The 19,833-nt window shown below is 32.3% G+C and carries 18 protein-coding genes and 1 pseudogene; 4 read left to right on the top strand and 15 right to left on the bottom strand.

Annotation, left to right across the window (positions count from 1 at the left end):
* Positions 1-82: 82 nt before the first annotated feature.
* A complete protein-coding gene (locus LFT63_RS09520; protein ID WP_029056606.1) occupies positions 83-724 on the top strand; it encodes an LPXTG cell wall anchor domain-containing protein in 642 nt (213 codons plus the stop codon).
* Positions 725-770: 46 nt separating this feature from the next.
* On the opposite strand, the gene LFT63_RS09515 is transcribed toward LFT63_RS09520, so the two are convergent.
* The 10 genes from LFT63_RS09515 to LFT63_RS09470 all read right to left on the bottom strand — a co-directional run bounded on the left by LFT63_RS09515 (position 771) and on the right by LFT63_RS09470 (position 12,809).
* The gene (locus LFT63_RS09515) at positions 771-1,025 is read right to left on the bottom strand and encodes a type II toxin-antitoxin system Phd/YefM family antitoxin (protein ID WP_029056607.1); all 255 of its coding nucleotides are present in this window, start codon (positions 1,023-1,025) and stop codon (positions 771-773) included.
* A gap of 139 nt (positions 1,026-1,164) precedes the next feature.
* The gene (locus LFT63_RS09510) at positions 1,165-2,349 is read right to left on the bottom strand and encodes an acetyl-CoA C-acetyltransferase (protein ID WP_029056608.1); all 1,185 of its coding nucleotides are present in this window, start codon (positions 2,347-2,349) and stop codon (positions 1,165-1,167) included.
* A 575-nt stretch (positions 2,350-2,924) separates the two neighbouring features.
* A complete protein-coding gene (uidA, locus tag LFT63_RS09505) occupies positions 2,925-4,733 on the bottom strand; it encodes a beta-glucuronidase (protein WP_046467333.1) in 1,809 nt (602 codons plus the stop codon).
* 19 nt (positions 4,734-4,752) lie between these two features.
* Positions 4,753-5,595 carry an SDR family oxidoreductase gene (locus LFT63_RS09500; protein ID WP_029056610.1) on the bottom strand — a complete coding sequence of 281 codons (843 nt, stop codon included), beginning with the start codon at positions 5,593-5,595 and terminating at the stop codon, positions 4,753-4,755.
* A 20-nt stretch (positions 5,596-5,615) separates the two neighbouring features.
* On the bottom strand, positions 5,616-6,662 hold the full coding sequence (gene uxuA / locus LFT63_RS09495) for a mannonate dehydratase (RefSeq protein ID WP_046467332.1): 1,047 nt from the start codon (positions 6,660-6,662) through the stop codon (positions 5,616-5,618).
* Between the two features lie 12 nt (positions 6,663-6,674).
* Positions 6,675-8,078 (bottom strand): glucuronate isomerase, encoded by a 1,404-nt coding sequence (gene uxaC / locus LFT63_RS09490; protein ID WP_340768901.1) that lies wholly within the window; start codon positions 8,076-8,078, stop codon positions 6,675-6,677.
* 14 nt (positions 8,079-8,092) lie between these two features.
* Positions 8,093-9,496 (bottom strand): glycoside-pentoside-hexuronide (GPH):cation symporter, encoded by a 1,404-nt coding sequence (locus LFT63_RS09485; protein WP_029056613.1) that lies wholly within the window; start codon positions 9,494-9,496, stop codon positions 8,093-8,095.
* 15 nt (positions 9,497-9,511) lie between these two features.
* A complete protein-coding gene (locus LFT63_RS09480) occupies positions 9,512-10,522 on the bottom strand; it encodes a sugar kinase (protein ID WP_340768897.1) in 1,011 nt (336 codons plus the stop codon).
* Positions 10,523-10,526: 4 nt separating this feature from the next.
* The gene (locus tag LFT63_RS09475) at positions 10,527-11,168 is read right to left on the bottom strand and encodes a bifunctional 2-keto-4-hydroxyglutarate aldolase/2-keto-3-deoxy-6-phosphogluconate aldolase (protein ID WP_029056615.1); all 642 of its coding nucleotides are present in this window, start codon (positions 11,166-11,168) and stop codon (positions 10,527-10,529) included.
* Between the two features lie 408 nt (positions 11,169-11,576).
* Positions 11,577-12,809, bottom strand: a complete 1,233-nt coding sequence (locus tag LFT63_RS09470) for a helix-turn-helix domain-containing protein (RefSeq protein WP_029056616.1) — start codon at positions 12,807-12,809, stop codon at positions 11,577-11,579.
* Between the two features lie 51 nt (positions 12,810-12,860).
* Here LFT63_RS09470 and LFT63_RS09465 point away from each other — a divergent pair, with 51 nt between their 5' ends.
* Together LFT63_RS09465 and LFT63_RS09460 are read left to right on the top strand one after the other, a co-directional pair.
* Complete coding sequence (locus LFT63_RS09465; RefSeq protein ID WP_029056617.1) at positions 12,861-13,697, top strand: hypothetical protein; 837 nt, start codon at positions 12,861-12,863, stop codon at positions 13,695-13,697.
* Between the two features lie 14 nt (positions 13,698-13,711).
* Positions 13,712-15,436: a glycoside hydrolase family 3 protein gene (locus tag LFT63_RS09460; protein ID WP_029056618.1), complete on the top strand. Its 1,725-nt coding sequence runs from the start codon at positions 13,712-13,714 to the stop codon at positions 15,434-15,436.
* A gap of 462 nt (positions 15,437-15,898) precedes the next feature.
* On the opposite strand, the gene LFT63_RS09455 is transcribed toward LFT63_RS09460, so the two are convergent.
* Complete coding sequence (locus LFT63_RS09455; RefSeq protein ID WP_340768893.1) at positions 15,899-16,426, bottom strand: MepB family protein; 528 nt, start codon at positions 16,424-16,426, stop codon at positions 15,899-15,901.
* An 87-nt stretch (positions 16,427-16,513) separates the two neighbouring features.
* Between LFT63_RS09455 and LFT63_RS09450 the strand changes: the two genes are divergently transcribed.
* Complete coding sequence (locus LFT63_RS09450) at positions 16,514-17,377, top strand: hypothetical protein (RefSeq protein WP_340768891.1); 864 nt, start codon at positions 16,514-16,516, stop codon at positions 17,375-17,377.
* 216 nt (positions 17,378-17,593) lie between these two features.
* On the opposite strand, the pseudogene LFT63_RS09445 reads toward LFT63_RS09450, so the two are convergent.
* The 4 genes and pseudogenes from LFT63_RS09445 to LFT63_RS09430 all read right to left on the bottom strand — a co-directional run.
* Positions 17,594-17,755, bottom strand: a pseudogene (locus tag LFT63_RS09445) (GNAT family N-acetyltransferase); the annotation flags it as partial.
* 229 nt (positions 17,756-17,984) lie between these two features.
* Entirely contained in the window at positions 17,985-18,560 is a 576-nt protein-coding gene (gene lepB / locus LFT63_RS09440) for a signal peptidase I (protein ID WP_340768890.1), read from the bottom strand.
* 27 nt (positions 18,561-18,587) lie between these two features.
* On the bottom strand, positions 18,588-19,229 hold the full coding sequence (locus LFT63_RS09435; protein WP_029056622.1) for a hypothetical protein: 642 nt from the start codon (positions 19,227-19,229) through the stop codon (positions 18,588-18,590).
* A gap of 14 nt (positions 19,230-19,243) precedes the next feature.
* On the bottom strand, positions 19,244-19,624 hold the full coding sequence (locus tag LFT63_RS09430; RefSeq protein ID WP_029056623.1) for a hypothetical protein: 381 nt from the start codon (positions 19,622-19,624) through the stop codon (positions 19,244-19,246).
* Positions 19,625-19,833: the final 209 nt, after the last annotated feature.

The raw sequence follows: 19,833 nt of genomic DNA, 5'->3' as shown, positions 1-19,833 counted from the left end.
TTTATCTAAATTTATATTTTACGATTAATCATCACTGTGAAATATAAATAAAAATCACAAAAATAAAGAGGAGTGTTTTTAAATGAAAAAATTAACCATATTAGGTGCAACAACATTAGCAGGAACTTTATTATTTACAGGAGTTAATACACATGATGCAAATGCATCTGAATACCAATTAAATGGTAATAACGTTCAATCTATTGCTACATCAGTTTGGCAAAATAATGGTGGCAATCCTGACAGAGTTAAGTTCGACAAAACGCAAGATAAAGGAGACTATTATCTTTTAAATTATCATAATGCTTCTAATGTTGGCGGTGGTGCTATCAGAGTATATAAAGACGGAACTGTAGAAAATGGTTCAGGTCTTTTAGCATCAAACGATGATTCTGATGCTGAATTTTATAAATTAGGTAAATATGATTTTGATAATTCAAAAAGTAATGACCAACAACAAGCGACTGACAATAATGTAGCTACTCAAAACAATAATCAATCAGAAAAAGCGACTGACAATACAGTAAATACTCAACAAAACGATCAACAAACACAAGCTACAAATAGTAATGATGCAACTCAAAGCAATACTCCAGAACAATCTCAAGCGAAAGCATTACCAGAAACAGGACAATCTAATACAACATTCGTTACAACAGTAGCAGCTATTTTATTAGCTGTAGGTTCATTATTAACGTTCAGACGTGTGTCTAAAAACCAATAACAACTAATTAAGGGAGTATCTCAAATCATAGATACTCCCTTTTTTATTATTCATTTGAATCCATATCTATTTCTGTAGTATTTCCACGTTCTAAATCAGCTATAGATTTAGCTAAATGTTTAGCGTTGGCCGGTGATTGTTGTAAGTACAATGTTTCCATGATGGCATTATAATTATTTTCGGAAATCAATACAGCATTATGTTCATTAGTAGTAATAGTCACAAAATCTAAATCAGTATTCACTTTATTTATCAGACTTCTAAAATTTTTTCTAGCATATGAATAAGAAACTACGGTCATAATAAAAACACCTCCGTTTAAATTTATTTTATTATAAATTCAACGAAAGTGTTTCTAATTTATTAATACTATTTAGAGAGAGGACATATAAATATCTTCTCCCCCTATTTCCTTAATAAACCATAATTGATATCTCTATTTAATCTTGATAACGTGACACGACTGTTGCGATACCTTGTCCGCCACCAATACATAATGAAGCAAGTCCTGTTTGTTTGTCCTCGTTTAATTGATGTAAAAGTGTTACTAAAATACGTGCACCTGATGCGCCGATAGGATGACCTAATGCAATTGCGCCACCTTTTGTATTAACTTTGTTTTCAGGTAATTGAAGTTCTTGATTTACAGCTAAGGCTTGTGATGCAAATGCCTCGTTTAACTCAAATACATCAATGTCATCTATTGATTTATTTGTACGTTGTAATACTTTGTTTACCGCTTCAACTGGTCCAATGCCCATAATAGAAGGATCAACACCACTTGTACCGAAACCATCTAACACTGCGATAGGTTTGATGTTTAATTCTTTAGCTTTATCTTCAGTCATCACTAACATCACAGATGCACCGTCATTAATGCCTGAAGCGTTACCTGCAGTCACTGAGCCATCCTTTTTAAAGACTGGTCTTAAATGACTTAATTTATCCGCTGTTGTTCCTTTGCGAACGCCTTCATCTTGAGATACTACTAGAGGTTCACCTTTACGTTGTGGTACTTCAACTGGCACAATCTCTGCGTCAAAAGCGCCACTATTTTGTGCTGCTTCTGCTTTTTGTTGGGATTGAGCTGCAAATTCATCTTGAGCTTCACGACTAATGTTATATTTGTCGACTAAGTTTTCAGCTGTAATACCCATATGATAGTCATTAAAGACGTCCGTTAGACCATCTGCTACCATACTATCGACTAATTTTTGGTCCCCCATTTTAAATCCAAAGCGCGCATTTTTCATTAGCATTGGGGATTGTGACATGCTTTCCATACCGCCTGCGAGTACGACTTCATTATCGCCAGCTAGAATAGATTGATACGCAAGTTGAATAGATTTCAAACCTGATCCACATACTTTATTAACTGTAAATGATGGTACTGTTTCTGGTAAGCCACCTTTCATCGCCGCAATTCGTGCAGGGTTTTGTCCTTGACCAGCTTGTAAAACATTGCCTAAGATAACTTCATTAATTTCTTTAGGATCGATATTTGTTGTTTTTAAAATGTGTTGTATTAAAGTTGCTCCTAATTCGTAGGCAGGTAGGTCTTTAAATGCACCTCCAAAAACGCCAATTGGTGTACGATATGCTTCAGCTAAAACGATTCTAGACATAAGACATATTCATCTCCTTCTCATTTATATATAGGTATGTCATGTTTTCATCATTAATGAATAAATCAACGTTTCCTCACCCATAACATCATGGATAAATCACTCATCAATTGAGTTAACATGAAAAGTTAGTGACTAAATTTTTATTTACTCATTGTTGACATTTTACCAAAATCTTATTCACATTTACCAGAAAGAGCCTATTAACAAGCATCATTATTTTAAATTAAAACAATAATTAAAAATGAAACACTAGAAAATTCATATAGTTCTTTAAAATGATTAAAATAGTATTCAGTATTTAAAAATAAATCTATAGACTAATACGACATATTTATAGCGAGACTCCCGAAGGAACCGTACTAGTTGTAGACCCTAGAAATATTCACGGGTTTATCTGTGTAGTATTTCCGGCTGAAACTGTGCCCTGGGAGGAGAGTCGATTTAAAACAGTACATAAAAAATAAACCAACTAAAGTTGGGGGCTTTAGTTGGTTTTATATGTTGGTCTGTTTATATTTTATATTTTTTAGCTTACATTATACCTCTTCGTTAAGGTTTGGGTTTAAGTTCGATTATGATTTATAACCGAAATCTGGAATATTATGCCAACGCTCTTTAAAGTAATGTGCGATAGCTTTTGGCTTACGATCACGAGTGAAGATACCTTTTTTATTACCTTGAACACGGATAATACCATTTGATGTTTCAAAATCAGCAAAGTTCCATGTTTGTTCACCAATAAATTGAGGATATTGATCCATCACTTCATGATTGGCTTTATAGTATCTTAATTGATATTCTTCTGTAAACATTTGATCATCAATCGCATGCATACCTGCAACTGTATCAGCGCCATACTCTGTAAACATAATTGGTTTATTAGGTTGACGCTTAGACCATTCAGATAATTCTTTATCCAATGCTTCTTTAGCACTTTCTAAATCACCTGATTGTGTATACCAACCGTAATATCTATTGAGACAAAGTACATCAACTAAATCTTGTACTTCACAAACATCTGGTTGCGCCATTAGAATTGTAACAATTGTCACTGGTCTATTTTGTGGATCTTTTTCTCTTGCTAGGTTAATAAATGGTTCAAAGTATTCTTTCGCACCTTTTTCATTAGAAGCTGGTTCATTCGCAATAGACCACATTACTACACATGCGTGATTTTTATCTCTTTCAATTAATCCTTCAATCACTTCTTTGTGCGCTTGATGTGTTTGAATATCTTTCCACGTATCTTGTTGTTCGGCATCACCAATAAGTTCGACTGCGAAGTTAAGATGAATACCAACACCAGTTGTTTCATCAATCACAACAATACCTTGTTCATCAGCTAGACGCATCATTTCCTCTGAATAAGGATAGTGTGATGTTCTAAATGAGTTTGCGCCAATCCATTTCATCAAGTTAATATCCATCACATTAGCTGATTCATTTAAGCCACGTCCATTATAAAAAGTATCTTCGTGTTTACCGAATCCTTTAAAGTAAAATGGCTTATTATTAATTAAGAATTGACCGTTTTTCACTTCAACTGAACGAATACCAAAACGTTCAGTATAAACATCCACGCACTCAGTACCATTTAATAATTCTACTTTCATATTGTATAAATAAGCATTCAATGGTTCCCATAGACGTGGATTTTCAATAGTAATCTGACCTTCAGTACCCTCATGTTCAGCGACTACTGTTCCTTCTTCATCTAAAACAGTTACTTTAACTTTGTCGATTTGATCACCGTGTTGTTGTGTGCTCACTTTGTAATTCACAATACTTTGTGATTCACTTTTTACTTCAGGATTAATAACAATGTCCTCAATATAAGTTTGAGGTGTTGAATAAATTTTCACTGGGCGATGAATACCTGAGTAGTTAAAGAAGTCAAAGTTAGGTACATTGACAGGTGTCACATTGCCGTCTTTATCTGTACGTTCACTATAGTTTCCTACAGGTAATGTACTGTGTGTCAGAACATTGTTCACAACAACTGTTAAACGGTGTGCACCAACAGTAGCGATATCAGAAATATCCGCTTCAAATGGTAAGAATCCACCTGAATGTGTCACGACTTCTTGACCATCGATATAAACTTTAGCATGATGTGTCACAGAGCCGAATCTTAATACAATGCGTTCACCTTTTAGATGTTTAGGAATAATGATGTCGCGTTCATAACATACATCACCTACGTGAGTTCTAATAGTTTGAATCACACCTTGATCATTAAATGAACCGGGAACAGCCATTACCTCATCTGTATCTAAAGGTTGGCTTACATCAATTTTCTCTTGATGCTGAATTAATTTAAATTTCCATGTTCCACATAAATCAAGTAGTTGTCTTGTTTCTGTAAATATTGGATATAACAACTTAAGCTCCTCCTATTCATTAAACACCAGAATATGCGTTAAATCCTCCATCAATCGGTAATACTACACCATTTATAAAGCTAGATGCTTCTTCGCTTACTAGGAATAATAATGCACCAATAAGTTCTTCTGGTTTACCAAAGCGCTCCATAGGTGTCGCATTGATGATTTTTCTAGAGCGATCAGTGTAACTTCCGTCTTCATTTAATAATAATGCTTCATTTTGTTTTGTTAATAAAAATCCTGGTGCAATCGCATTGACGCGAATATTAGTTTTAGAGAAGTAAACACTTAACCATTGTGTAAAGTTACTAATTGCTGCTTTAGCACCACTATAACCAGGAATTTTAGTTAATGGTGTAAATGCGTTCATAGATGAAATGTTGATAATTGATGCTTCTTCTTTATCTAACATATCAGTTGCGAATACTTGTGAAGGAATAAATGTACCTAAGAAGTTAAGATCCATCACAAATCCTACGCTCTTTTCATCTAAGTCGAAGAATGTCTTACCTTCTTGATCAAGTTGGCCTTCAAAACGTTCATCATCAGTTGTACCTTTTGGAGAATTTCCGCCAGCGCCATTGATTAAAATATCAACGCTACCGAAAGCTTCATTAACTTCTTGTTTTACTCTTTCCATGTCCGCTTTTTTAGTGACGTCTCCTAAAAATACTTTAGATTCTCCACCTAATGCTTTGATTTGATCAACTAAACCATTATTATCATCTGCAATTCCAACCATAGCGACTTTAGCGCCACTTTGTGCTAATGCTGTTGACATCGCACTTCCAAGTACGCCTGTTCCGCCTGTAATTACTACTACTTTGTTAGTTAAATCTATATTGAAAGGTAATTTCATAAATTGATTTCTCCTTTAGTTTATTTGTTAGTTTTACTAACTGCTTCATATAACCCATTTAAATATGTTGCACCTAAGGCACGGTCATACAATCCATAACCTGGTTTACCTGTTTCGCCCCATATCATACGTCCATGGTCAGGTCTAATTGGTCCTTCATATCCGAAATCATACATTGCTTGAACGACTTCATACATATCAATAGATCCATCTTCAGATAAATGACCAGATTCTTGGAATGATTTGTCACCAATTAATTTAACATTACGTGCATGTACAAAATGAACACGGTCTTTTTGGCCGAAATAACGTAACATATCTACAAAGTCATTTTTTCTATCTGCACCTAAAGAACCAGAACACATTGTTAATCCATTACTTCTAGAATCATATAAGTTAATGAATCGTTCTAAGTTTTCTTTGTTAGTGATGATACGTGGTAAGCCAAAGATATTCCAAGGTGGATCGTCCGGATGTATCGCCATTAGAACGTCTTCCTCTTCAGCAACCGGAATGACTTTTTGAATAAAGTAATTTAAGTTTTCCCATAATTTTTCTTCATCCACTTGTTTATAATCTTCAAATAATTGATTTAAGTCTTCTTTTGTATAACTTGAATCCCAACCAGGTAATGATAATTCACCACTTAGTGGATTCATTTTTTCAACATCTTTCTCATCATAAATTAAGCATGTAGATCCATCGTCTAAGCGATAATCTAGTTGAGATCTTGTCCAGTCAAATACTGGCATAAAGTTATAACATACTGTGTTAATACCAACTTGTCCTAAATTACGTAAAGTTTGGCAATAATTTTCAATATATTTATCTCTTGTCGGTTTACCTAATTTAATATCTTCATGTACTGGGACACTTTCAATTACAGATATTTCCATACCTGCATCTTCTACTTCTTGTTTTAATGCTTTGATTTTATCTAATGGCCATACTTCTCCAACTGGCACATCGTATATCGCAGTTACAATACCTTTCATCCCTGGTATTTGTTTAATATATTCTAAGCTAATGGGATCATCTTTCCCATACCATCTAAATGACATTTTCATAGTATTGTCCTCCTAAATAAGTTTGAAATAATGATATGCATTGTTATAACAGATGTTCTCAATCATTCGTTGTAACAATTGATCATCATTTGGAATTTCACCTTTTTCTACTAAATCACCAATAAATGTAGATAAAATTCGTCTAAAGTAATCATGTCTTGAGTATGAAATAAAGCTTCTTGAATCAGTTAGCATACCTACGAAATGCATTAACAATCCTTGGTCTGCTAATGATGACATTTGGCGTAACATACCTCGTTTTGTATCATTAAACCACCAACCAGCACCGTGTTGAACTTTACTTTGAATGCCAGGTTCAGTTTGGAAGTTTGCAATCGTAGAACCTACAATATCGTTATAAATTGGGTTTAAATTATATAAAATCGTTTTTGGTAAATGATTACCTTGTTCCATCATGTCTAACGTTGCGTTTAAATGATACGCTAAGTTGTCTTGATCTCGGATAGAATCAAATCCAGCATCTCTACCCACTTGTTCAAACATTTTAGTATTGTTATTTCGGATAGCGCCAAAGTGAATTTGCATTACCCAACCATGTTCATGATAGGCTTTACTTAATTCGTTCAAAATAAATGTTTGGAATTGGAATGCTTCACATTTTGAAACGTCTTCATTATTTATAGCCTTATTGAAGATTGCTTCAATATCTTGTGTTGTATAACTTTCAAAATGTATTTCTTCTAAACCATGGTCAGCAAGACGTCTGCCTTTGTCATGGAAGTATTGAATACGTTGGTTTAACGCATCTACAAATTGAGATGGATTATCTATTTTATGTGTTAAGCCTTCTAATTTTTGTATTAAATCAGTAAATGCTTTGTCACCAACTTTGAACACATCATCAGGTCTAAACGCTGGTAAGACTACAGTTTTAAAATCGTTTTGTTCTTTAATTTCATCATGATATTTTAAGTCATCTGTTGGGTTATCAGTTGTACAAATCAAATTAACATTTGAATTAGTGATTAATGATTGTGTCGTCACGTTATGTTCTTTTAAATAATCATTTGCTCGGTGATAAATCTCTTCAGCATTGTCACTTGTTAATAAGTCTTCAATTTCAAAGTACATTTTTAATTCTAATTGTGACCAGTGATATAGTGGATTACCAATTGAATTTTCTAATGCTTCAGCCCACTTTTTAAATTTCTCAAGTGGTTCAGCGTCTCCAGTAATGTATCTTTCTTCAATACCTTGTGCACGCATTGCACGCCATTTATAATGGTCACCACTTAACCATAAGTCAGCAATATTATCGCATTTAACATTATCACTAATTTGTTTTGGATCTAGGTGACAATGATAGTCGTAAATCGGCATTTCTTTCGCGAAATCATGATACAAGTGTTTAGCTGTTTCATTTTCTAGCATAAAGTCTTCGTTAATAAAAGCCATGCTCATTTCACTCCTTATATTTCTTCTCTTAATGCAAGTTCTTTAACAATTTGTTTATGTCGTTTATCTGTTAATGGATACCATATGAAGAAGATAATTAATGCAAGTAAACAAGCCACTGCCGGTACTGCGAAGAATAATATTTTAAGACCTTGAATTGTACCAGCTGATTGTTCTACATTTGGTTTGTATCCTATTAATGTTAAAGCTAAACCAGGTACAAATCCTGCAAGTGCTTGTGATACTTTTCTTGTGAAACTGTAACTAGAATACGTAATACCTTCAGAACGTAATCCAAATTTCCATTGTCCGTATTCCACAACGTCAGCAATGAATGCCCAAATAACAGTGTTTGGAATAACTAAGAAGAATTGTGCAATAGTATTCATTACTAAGAACATGATGTGGTTTTCACTAAATAATAGGAAATTTATAGATTCGAATACTACAAAACCACCAATACCGATAAGTGCTGTTGCTTTTTTACCCATTTTTTTACTAATAAGTGTTGTTGCATATAATGCAGGTAATAATACAACAAAGTTCAATGTACTTACTAAACCTACTAAATTAGGTTCATCTAATACATATTTAAAGTAGTAAAGCTGACAAGATTGAATTAAGAACATTGACATGATTGTTAATAATGTAAAGATTGCTAATACTGCAAATGCTTCGTTTTTCACTAAGTTAAAGAATGCTTTTTTATTAAGACCTTTTTCTTTAGGACGTTCAACAACGTGACGTTCTTTAACACCTTTATAGCAAATCAAATGGAATATAACACCGAATACTGCTAATCCAGCAACAACTACTGGATAACCTATAGCATGGTTATCAAATTTTGATACTAATGGTATAACGACAATTCCTGCTATAAATAATGCACTTTGTGAACCTAAGTTTCTAAATACAGACAATTGTGTTCTATCATCTGAGTTCATTGTCATAGCAGCAGATAATGAACCGTAAGGAATGTTAACAACTGAATATGCGGCATTGAATAGTAAGTATGTAGCAAATGCCCACACTACTTTTCCTGTATAACTAAAATCGGGTGCAGTAAATGATAAGACCGTTACAATTGCTAATGGTACAGTTCCATATAAAATAAATGGTTTGAATTTACCTTTGGGACCAATATTACGTCGTGAGTCGACGATAGTACCTACACCAGTATCAACAAATGCATCAAATATCTTTGCTACCAAAAATACAAGACCACCATAAAATGCTGAAATACCTAAAATATCTGTAAAGAACATCATTAAATAAATTTGTCCCATGTCAAACATCATACCGTTACCTAAGTCACCAAAACCGTATGATAACTTTTCTTTAAATCCTAAAGCAGGTTCTGCAATATGATTAAGTTTTTTAACTTTTCTACTTTCTCTTTTTTCAACTGTGTCTCCCATAATCGTGCCTTCTTTCTATCTATTAATGTCTCGGTTACTTTGAATAGACGCGTAAATATTTTCTAGACTTGCATAACTAAAATCACCAAATATATTGTGTTTATAGCTCATGTTATAAATTCCAAATTCAACAATTTTTGCTAAATTCCATTTCTGCATAATCCCATAAATGACACCTACGCTAAATGCATTCCCAGTTCCTAATCTATCCAATATATCGACATCTATAGGATCAGTTTTTACTATCTGATTCTGTGTAGATAGAAATCCTTGTAAGCGGTTTCTTTTATGGCTAAAAATTTTTCTCTGTACAAACGCAATATATTTAATATTGTATTTATCGTGAATTTGTTCTAAATATGGTTGTATTTCCTCAATGTCAGCCATTCTATCTAATCCATCTTTTTGGTCATGTCCTTCATTGTCTGGCAAAGCAATTGGTTCATAACCGAAGACTAAATCCACATCATATAATATGTCTGACATTTCTTTTCTAGCTGTTTCAAAATCCCATAAAGCAGCTCTAAAATTCAAATCGCAACTTACAAATAGACCTAGCTTTTTGGCTACTTTTACAGCTTTTTTCAAAAATTGTAATAGCTCGTTATTCAAACCAGCTGTAATACCTGTTATGTGGAACCAATCATGTCCCTTTAGTATTACTTCGATATCATCATCACGATGATAAAATTGACTAAATGTACTCATTTGACGATCATAGATAAGTCGATGTGCGCGTTGTGCATATCCACTTTCAGTAAAATAGAGTCCTAACCTTCCTTCTGCTTGGCTAACATGCTTTGTATCAACGTTATACCGTTTTAAATTTTGAATGATTTGGTTTCCTAAATCATTGTTAGGTACAGCGCTAATCATCGCAGTATCAATGCCTAATCCTGATAATCCAATGGCGACGTTCATTTCTGCGCCACCGTAGTACGTATCAAATGATTGAGCTTGATTGAAGGTTTGATGATTCGGTGTGCTTAATCGCATTAAAATTTCGCCAAATGTGATGAATGACATCTCATCACCCTCTTATTTTTTTGAATTTTTCGACAAATTTTTGTGTGTTTTCTTTGATAACTGAATCGTTACCGTCTTTGGAACCTTTCATTAATGCACTACCAATTCCAACTGCATACGCACCTTTTTGATACCAGTCTTCCATGTTATCTAATGACACGCCACCAGATGGCATTAATTCAATATGTGGAATAGGTCCATGTATATTTTTAATAAAATTAGCTCCTAATAAATCTCCAGGGAATAATTTCACTAAATCAACACCTGTTTCCATTGCTTGAACAATTTCTGTGACTGATCCACAACCTGGTAAATATGGTATTGAATAACGGTTACACATTTTAGCAATTTCAGGATCAAAGTGTGGACTAACTACATATTCTGCTCCATTTAAAATAGCTAATCGAGCGGTAGTACTATCTAAAACTGTACCTGCACCAATCACTACATCGTCATGTGTTTGATGTTGATTTAAATATTGAATAACTTCTTCAGCTTGTGGTGTTGTGAAGGTAATTTCGATATTGTAAATACCGCCTTCTATCATTTGATTTACAGCTGCGATCGCATCATCTTTACTTTTACCTCTTACAACAGCTACAAGGTAATTTTCATGTAAACGATTTAATATCTCTGCTTTTTTCATTTACTCAGCTCCTTGCTATTTAAAAAGTTTTTTTCTTCGCCAACCCAACTTCACTATATTTCCAAATGAGAAAACGTCAATTCAGTGTAAGTTACTAGGAATTAACAAAAAATAAAAACCCTCTCATCCAATCTTTAAAAAGAGTTGGTATCAAAGGGTTTTTAAAATATGCTCATTTTCAGTGTGAATTCAGTGAGCGACATATTTCGTAGCACTCATTTATCTTTAAAAAGCATGTTTTTATATGATTTTTTGTAATTTTTTTAAGTCTTTTATAAAATTTTGACATCATTTTCAGAAAAATCAACTATTTTTAAATTTTTCCTTGGCTTTAGCTAGTGAAAAATAAAAATGAATGATAGTTTTAACATGTAATGTAAAAGTTAAAGAAAAACATAAACATTTACGTTATGTAACTTTTTCATCGTTTTCGTCATTGTGAGATTTTTTATATTCTAAGGGCGCAAGTTGATACTGCTCTTTAAAACATTTTGAAAAATAGCCTTGTTGTTTAAAACCTACATAGTTTGCTATTTCTTCAATTGTCATAGGCGTATTAATTAATAATTCTCGCCCCTTCTCAACACGTACCTTCATAATATATTGAGACATAGACTGTCCCGTTTCTTTCTTAAATAATCTTGAAAGATATGACGGCGCCAACCCAACTAAATCAGCCAATTCTTCTAGATGTATCGGGTGGTCTAAGTTAATTTTTATATGCTGAATAACGGTGTTGATATTAGAACTATAATTTAAAGATCTTACATTTAATGCCGCACGCGCATAATCATAAATCATTTGTTTCGTAAGCACACCTAATGTTTCGACATCCTGAGCATCATCAATTTTAGCAGCATAATATGCTGACAGTTCATTGATGATGAGTAAATTCACTTCTGCTTTTTCTATACTTTTACGACATAGCGTATTAAGCAGATAGGCTTTGTATTTATGATTTAATAAATCATCTTTGACACGTCTAATACCGGAAACCGAAACTACCATCACAGAATATAAATTTAATGCTTCATCGACATTGCCGTTTTGAATAGCTGTAAGCATCTTATTCTCAATGTCATAAGCTGTTTTGATTCTGTTAAATGTATCTTCATATTGCTCTTTATCATGTGCATGTGATTCAGGATTACGATGAAAACTAAAATCTATTTTTTCAACTTTATAATGTACATTTCTATTTTTCAAATATCGTACTGTTAAATGAGCCATCTTTAACGCTTGGCTATATTGACATACTGGTATTTGCAAAAGGTATTGTTTTAATATTGATAATTTAGAATATTTAATTTGTACTTGTTGTAACATCTCATGGCACCTTTTTTCATTAGGTCTCTGATGTAAAAACGGACCAAGAATGACAACTCGATTATACTTTCTATACTTAAATAATAAAAAATTAACATCAAATTGGTTCACATAATGATAAATACAATCACTTTTCATATCTTCCAAAAGTTTCTTTAACTCTAATTTGTATTTTTTACTTTTAGTATTGGTAAAAGGAGACTTTAAGTGGTTGCTAACATTTTTTAAATCTAATAAATCATAATGATTTATATCAACCATTAATAATTCAAACGCATGTACTTTTAAAACATCAAAAATTTGTTGATTCAACATAATAATCACCTTCACTTAAGACTATAAAAAGAATGGAAAGGATTGAAAAATTTGAATTATTCACTAGAACATTTTCAACCTCAACATGACTATCTCATTTGTGTAGATTCTGATGGTTGCGGTATGGATACAATGACAATTAAACATGAACGTGCTTTTGGTCCAGCTCTACTTGATATTTGGAACTTGGACGATATAAAAGACGAAGTACTAGAACGTTGGAACCAATTTAACCTATATGAAATCACACGAGGTATTAATCGATTTCAAGGTCTGGAAAAAATGCTCACAGAATTACATGAGCAAGGTCGTACAGTTGACGGCTATCAAGACATTAAAGAATGGGTAGACAACACTTCAACATTTTCTAATCCTCAATTAGAACAAGATATGAAAGCGTATCCAGAAAAGAAAGGACTACGCTTAGCTTTAGATTGGTCTAATCGAGTAAATGAATTAATCGTGAAATTACCTAGTATAGGTCCATTTGATAATGTACATTCTGCTTTGAAACATGCACATAAAGATGCAGATATTGTTATTGTATCATCTGCCAATTTAAAAGCAGTAGAAACTGAATGGACAGAGCATGAACTTACACCATTTCTTTCAAGTATATTTGCGCAAGAAGCAGGCACTAAAAAGCATTGTATTAACCAACTAAAACCATTTTACAAATCTGGCCATATTTTAGTATTAGGAGATGCCAGAGGAGATTTACAAGCAGCTCAAGACAATCATGTTCATTTTTATCCAATATTAGCGGGACATGAAGCACAATCTTGGTATGACCTAGATCATACTTATATCGATTTATTTACTAATAATCAGTTTGATAATACTATTCAAGACCATGTAATTCAACAATTTTATAATAATTTTGACTAAGGAGTGGCTTATTTATGGTAAAAGTAGATCTAAAATCTAAACCTTATAATCTTAACGATCAACAAATTCAATGGGTAGAAAATACACTATCAGAACTCACAGATGAAGAAAAAATTGGTCAATTATTTTTCAATTTATTCTTTTTAGAAGACGATGCAAACTTTAATGATAATGAATTAACAAATAAAGATATTCTTGATAAATATCATATTGGAGGCGCAAGATTCCAAGGTGGCAATGGACAACAAGTACAACACTTACTTAACGATTTACAACATAACAGTAAAATTCCGTTACTCATCGCTGCAAATTGTGATTCAGGTGGCAATGGCGCTTGTAAAGACGGTACTTACATTGCTTCTGCAGCTCAATGTGAAGCAGCTCAAGATACTAAAGTTGCATATAATGCAGGATATGTTTCTGGGCAAGAATCTAGTGCATTAGGTGTAAATATCAACTTTGACCCTTGTGTTGATATTCTTGAAAATTGGAGAAACACTATCGTTAATACTCGCGCATACGGAACAAATGCTGACACTGTAATTAAATATACAAATGCCTTTATCGAAGGCTTTAACCAAACAAAAGATATGATTACATGTATCAAACATTTCCCAGGTGATGGCACAGAAGAACGAGATCAACACCTTGTTTTAGGCGTAAATGAAATGACTCCAGACGAATGGGATCAAAGTTTCCGTAAAGTATATGCTAATCACATTGATAATGGCGTTGAAATGATTATGTCTGGTCATATCGCACTACCTCACTACTCTAAAAAATTAAACCCAGCTTTAAATGATGAAGACATTTTACCAGCAACATTATCTAAAGAACTAATTACAGATTTATTGAAAGACGATTTAAACTTTAACGGACTTGTTGTAACTGATGCGAGTCATATGTTAGGTATGACAGCTGCAATGAAACGTGAAGATTATGTACCTCAAGCCATTGCTGCTGGTTGTGACATGTTCTTATTCTTTAACGATATTGAAGAAGATTTTAATTTCATGCTTAATGGTTATAAAAACGGCGTTATTACTGACGAACGTTTAAATGATGCTGTAAGACGTATTCTTGGATTAAAAGCAAAAATTAATCTACATGAAAAACAAGCTAATAACACTTTAGAAAAAGATGAAAAAGCATTAGAAGTTGTTGGTTGTGATAAACATATTGAAATGCAAAAAGAAGCAGCTGATTTAGGTATTACACTAGTGAAAAATACACTTAACCAATTACCTATTCGACCTGAAACACATAAAAACATTCGTCTTTATGTTATTGAAGGTGAAAAAAATGGATTGTACAAATCTGATGACTCACTTACAGATAATTTAGTAGATATCTTAGAAAAACGAGGCTTTAATGTAACAGTAAACGATGGTTCAACACGTATTAAAGGTAAAACTTTAGAATATCGTGATGAAGTTGATGCTGCTTTAGTATTTGCCAATATTGTAGGTTACGCAGCTGAAAACAACTACCGTATCCGTTGGTCAACTGCTATGAGTAATGAAATTCCTTGGTATGTACATGAAGTACCAACAGTATTCACTTCACTTAACTTCACAACTCATTTACATGACGCAACAATGGTTAAAGCATATATCAATGCTTATCATTCAAATCAAATCAGTTTAGAAACAGTGGTAGATAAAATCATGGGAGAATCAGACTTTAAAGGCGTACCAAACGACCTAGTTTGGACAAATAAATGGCAAGCTAAATTATAGAAGTTAGTGGTATTTCTGCTTAATATGCTTGTTATAGAACAAAAAACAGTATAAGAATAAACCCTAGAAAAATAGCCAGTAAATGAGTTTTATAAATTCATTTACTGGCTTCTTTATTTATAATACTTCGTATTATTGGCTCCCTATGCCCAACCTGCTTTGCTTGTAGAAACTGGATAAACCAGTTTCTTTGTGTTGGGTCCCTTCTTAGGGGACAGCTTCAGCCAGAAATACTACAAAGATAAATCTGTGAGGATTTCTAGGTCTTCAGCTTGTCCTGTTCCCTCAAGAGTCTCGCCAAAATGCTCCGTATTTATATGTAAATTGAAATTAAAAGATGCTCCAAGATAAAATCCTTTGTCCAATTTGTACATAAATGATATGTCACAACACCTTAATGAAATCCATGAAACAACTACTTTTATTTTTGGAGATTGAATTTATAGAAATTAAAAAGTCTAATTAATTTATTTCATGATTTAGTAACGAATCTAGTTTGGGCTTTTGTTGTTTTAATGAAGTTTGGCTTAAATCTATAAAGAGGGATTTCTGCCACTGTTGTGTTTTAAAGGCCGTAGTATTTAAATCTGTATCCCAAGTTGGATACACACGAAATGCCATCTTACCATTATGCTTTATGTCGCTTAAGATACCTTTGGTTAAAAGCGTCTTCTTATCAAAAACAAACATGCCGTTAAGTTCCTGATCAAAAATGTGAATAATTAAATAGTCACTCATTTTATCAAAATGTATAGGTATATTTTGATGATTTTTATCTTTCTCCCACAGAGTTACAAAATAACCCTTTTTCTTTGGTGTCTTTTTGCCCAATCTACTTTTAATACGATATTGAAACAATTCAAATTCCATCGCTTCATATTCTTGATTCCACTCTTCGGCTTGAACTGTATTTACTATTTTAGTTTGATAAATATTTTCCAATTCTTGCAATGGTGTTATTGACTGAAATGATTCAAGATTTTTTGCCATTTGCTTTACCTCAAAAATTTTATTAAGAATTAAAAATAAGCTAAAATAATTATGAATACATATACTTAATAATTCAAGAGGTGGAAAATGTATCCTAATGATATTATTCAAAAAGCAAGTCACAATTTAAGAAGATACGAAGATGCTATCAAAGCAGCTCAAAAAGCACAAAATTTATTACAAAATAATATGTATATACTGGAGCATTTACCATTAGATGCCTTACAAAGAACATCTCAAGTTATTAACAAAGTATGGCAAAATACAACTGAAGTTATCAAACAATTAGATGAAGAAGCTATAGAAACATTTAAATATTACGAATTACCCATACATTACTCAATGGATCTTGAATTTATTGAGTCTTTAGTTGATAAGTATAAAAATAATGTGAGTACAGAAGAAATAAATAAATATTTTTCTAATTATTTTGATGATTACCTACTAAATAAAATACAAAATCATTGGAACAATTCGGTTTTTTTACATAAAAGAACTAATTTATTTGAACAAGTTATTAGTGGATATCAATATAATCTATACGGCTTAGTGGTAACAACAGTTACTACTCAAATAGAAGGAATTATATCAGATAAACTTGAATTAGATAAAATAGGTAAGTTCAGATTTAATGAAAAACATCTAAATCAAAACTTTAAATATGATACTTTAAAATTAAAAATTATAATTGAAGCAATGTTTTGTGTAATTGGATTTAGTGATAAAATCACTAGAAATTTTTACATCGATAGAGTGGTAAGTAACAAAAATAACGAAAACAATCGCCATTCTATAGCACATGGTGCTATATTTGATCACTTAAGTAACATACACGCAATTAAAGCTATAGTTATATTTGATGCTATTTTGTCACGTTTAGAGGAGTTCAAAACAAAAGAGGAATTAGAAGACATGATTCACCGAGTTGCAAAAAATAAAGTAAATAATTAAGGATTAATTAAAATCAAAAAGCTCTTCTAAGATGCTATAGACGTAAGAAATAGTATATTTGAAATATCGTTAAGAAAAATTTTAAAAAGAAGTAGTAAGATATACTATTAATAATTAAAGAGAGTAAAATGAGCGGTAATGATAATATATTTTGTAAAGTTTGTATGACTACTCTTTCTAATTGGAGAACCAAAAATGAAAATTGTTCAATAAACATATAAATTTCTGACTGTCTTCAACTTGATTTGTATATTCTACAAAAGGTAACCATTCTGCTAAATACGCTCGTGATTGATCTATAAGTTTAAAAAGTGCATCCGCTTCTCTTGTTTCTAATATTTTTAAAGTCACTTCATCGTTTACCTTAAATCCAAACATGCTTTACACCCCATTTACATTATTGTCACACAATTCTGTTAATTATCAACATTTTAACATATGCTGTGGATAACTCAAATCATATCTCAAAGCCTTGATATAACAGTATTCCAAAGAATGCCTATCAAAATCTATCCACAACCGTACCAATTATCCACGCCTATAAAAAATCTCCATAATCAATTCATTGTTTACATAAAAATGAATCAACTATGGAGATCGTTAACATTTAATTTGGAAAAGTACCTGGATTAAATCCACCTTCCCATTTACTAATAGGCCAATATCTAAACATCACTTTTCCTACGATTTGCTTTTTATCAATTAGCCCAACGTCATATCTACTATCTATACTGTTTTGTCTATTATCACCTAACACTAGATATTTACCTTTAGGAATCTTGGCATGACCTTGAGCACCTTTAAGCGTTTTAGAATTAAAATCTTCTGTTAAATACTTGCCTACTTTATTCTTTTTATTTTCTTTCAAATAAGGCTCTTTTATTTTTTTATCATTTATATACAGTTGATCTTTTTTATATTTAACAGTATCTCCAGGTTTACCAATTAACCGTTTAATATAATCTTTTTTAGCAGTAGCGTGAAAAATAATAACATCCCCTGAATCAATATGATTCAATGTTTTCGAAATTTTACTCACTATGACTTTATCTCTATCTTCAAATGTAGGGTGCATTGATTCTCCCGATACCGTATATGAAGTACCGATAAATACAGTTAGAATGATAGCTATGATAATACCTGTCGCTAAGGCAATAATCCACTCAACTAATTCTTTTCCCATATAAGCTCTCCTCCCATTTATTAATCACTATTCTACAACACCATTTTTTATTTTAATGTGCTGTCCTTTTTGCACTTTATCGTACTGTTTTTTAGGTAAAACAACAATACGTTTACCTTGTTTAGTATCAACTGTGACGGTATATAATTTTTCTCCATCTTTCATTTGATGCTTCAACATGTTCATTTGATATTGAATATTATTTTTCTTTTCTTGGTTAGTATGAGATGCAGATGAAAAACAATATAAAAATAGCCAGTTGTTATAATATGATGTCGACATAAACTGTGATTGATATGGTGCACTTGAACTATATGGCCGTCTTGGGCTTACCAATGATTTAGTACTTGAATTATTTTTATAATGTTTGCCTTGCATTGATTTAGAATGACTAGATTTAGTTGCTTGTTGTGATGCACGTTGACTTGATTGTTGTGCAGCTCGTGACGCATTAGAGGCACTAGACCTACTCATAGATGAGCTAGATGACGTAGATGAAGCTCCTCTTGAAGATGCTGATGATGAACTACTTGAAGACGAACTACTCGAGCTACTTGAACTCGAACCTCCAGATGATGTTGCTGCATCTAATTGGGTAGAAAATCCAAATACTATAGCAGTTACGAACGCAATTGTAGTTAAACTAAGTTTATAAATTAATCGCTTCATGATTTCACCCCTAATTATTTAGACACTTCATCTTTAGAAACTGCTTTACCTTCTGTTTCATCATCACCGTACATCATATATGGTGGACGATATACATGAATCTTCTTACCGTCTTTAACGATATATGGTTTCTTGTTACCATCACTTAATATATGTTCGTAGACATGGTCTAAGCTTGTCTTTTCTAAATGAGATTTCCCTTTTTTGTCTTTATATTTAATTTCAACATTTGGTGTATCTTCATCACCATCATTTAAAACTTCATAATATTCGTATTCATATTTATTAGATTTTTGACTTTCCTTAGAAGGTTCCTTTTGCTCTCCATTACCTCCACATGCTGCTAATGTTAGACTTAGCAATAACACACTTAATAATAATAAAATCTTTTTCATTTACAAATACTCCTTTTAAATTAAATTTTCACATGTAAAATCAATTAATTCTATCATTACATAACTTAATTATTTATTTCAATTATATTTACAAAAACTAAACTTTTATTTTTTATTATTAGTTAATCCTCTATAAAATTTCACTATCCCTCCCTCTTATATCTAACCTTTCAATGCTGTAAGTTTGGTAGCGTATTTTGTAAGTTTAG

The sequence above is a fragment of the Staphylococcus sp. FSL H8-0121 genome (genome assembly GCF_038008425.1).
Classification (GTDB): domain Bacteria; phylum Bacillota; class Bacilli; order Staphylococcales; family Staphylococcaceae; genus Staphylococcus; species Staphylococcus pasteuri.
This window is presented reverse-complemented; position numbering and strand designations above follow the sequence as displayed.

Bases quoted from the DNA above. Each gene is read 5' to 3' on its own strand.
- LFT63_RS09520 (WP_029056606.1), top strand. From the start codon at position 83: ATGAAAAAATTAACCATATTAGGTGCAACAACATTAGCAGGAACTTTA.
- LFT63_RS09515 (WP_029056607.1), bottom strand. From the start codon at position 1,025: ATGACCGTAGTTTCTTATTCATATGCTAGAAAAAATTTTAGAAGTCTG.
- LFT63_RS09510 (WP_029056608.1), bottom strand. From the start codon at position 2,349: ATGTCTAGAATCGTTTTAGCTGAAGCATATCGTACACCAATTGGCGTT.
- LFT63_RS09500 (WP_029056610.1), bottom strand. From the start codon at position 5,595: ATGAAATTACCTTTCAATATAGATTTAACTAACAAAGTAGTAGTAATT.
- uxuA (WP_046467332.1), bottom strand. From the start codon at position 6,662: ATGAAAATGTCATTTAGATGGTATGGGAAAGATGATCCCATTAGCTTA.
- uxaC (WP_340768901.1), bottom strand. From the start codon at position 8,078: ATGGCTTTTATTAACGAAGACTTTATGCTAGAAAATGAAACAGCTAAA.
- LFT63_RS09485 (WP_029056613.1), bottom strand. From the start codon at position 9,496: ATGGGAGACACAGTTGAAAAAAGAGAAAGTAGAAAAGTTAAAAAACTT.
- LFT63_RS09480 (WP_340768897.1), bottom strand. From the start codon at position 10,522: ATGTCATTCATCACATTTGGCGAAATTTTAATGCGATTAAGCACACCG.
- LFT63_RS09475 (WP_029056615.1), bottom strand. From the start codon at position 11,168: ATGAAAAAAGCAGAGATATTAAATCGTTTACATGAAAATTACCTTGTA.
- LFT63_RS09470 (WP_029056616.1), bottom strand. From the start codon at position 12,809: ATGTTGAATCAACAAATTTTTGATGTTTTAAAAGTACATGCGTTTGAA.
- LFT63_RS09460 (WP_029056618.1), top strand. From the start codon at position 13,712: ATGGTAAAAGTAGATCTAAAATCTAAACCTTATAATCTTAACGATCAA.
- LFT63_RS09455 (WP_340768893.1), bottom strand. From the start codon at position 16,426: ATGGCAAAAAATCTTGAATCATTTCAGTCAATAACACCATTGCAAGAA.
- LFT63_RS09450 (WP_340768891.1), top strand. From the start codon at position 16,514: ATGTATCCTAATGATATTATTCAAAAAGCAAGTCACAATTTAAGAAGA.
- lepB (WP_340768890.1), bottom strand. From the start codon at position 18,560: ATGGGAAAAGAATTAGTTGAGTGGATTATTGCCTTAGCGACAGGTATT.
- LFT63_RS09435 (WP_029056622.1), bottom strand. From the start codon at position 19,229: ATGAAGCGATTAATTTATAAACTTAGTTTAACTACAATTGCGTTCGTA.
- LFT63_RS09430 (WP_029056623.1), bottom strand. From the start codon at position 19,624: ATGAAAAAGATTTTATTATTATTAAGTGTGTTATTGCTAAGTCTAACA.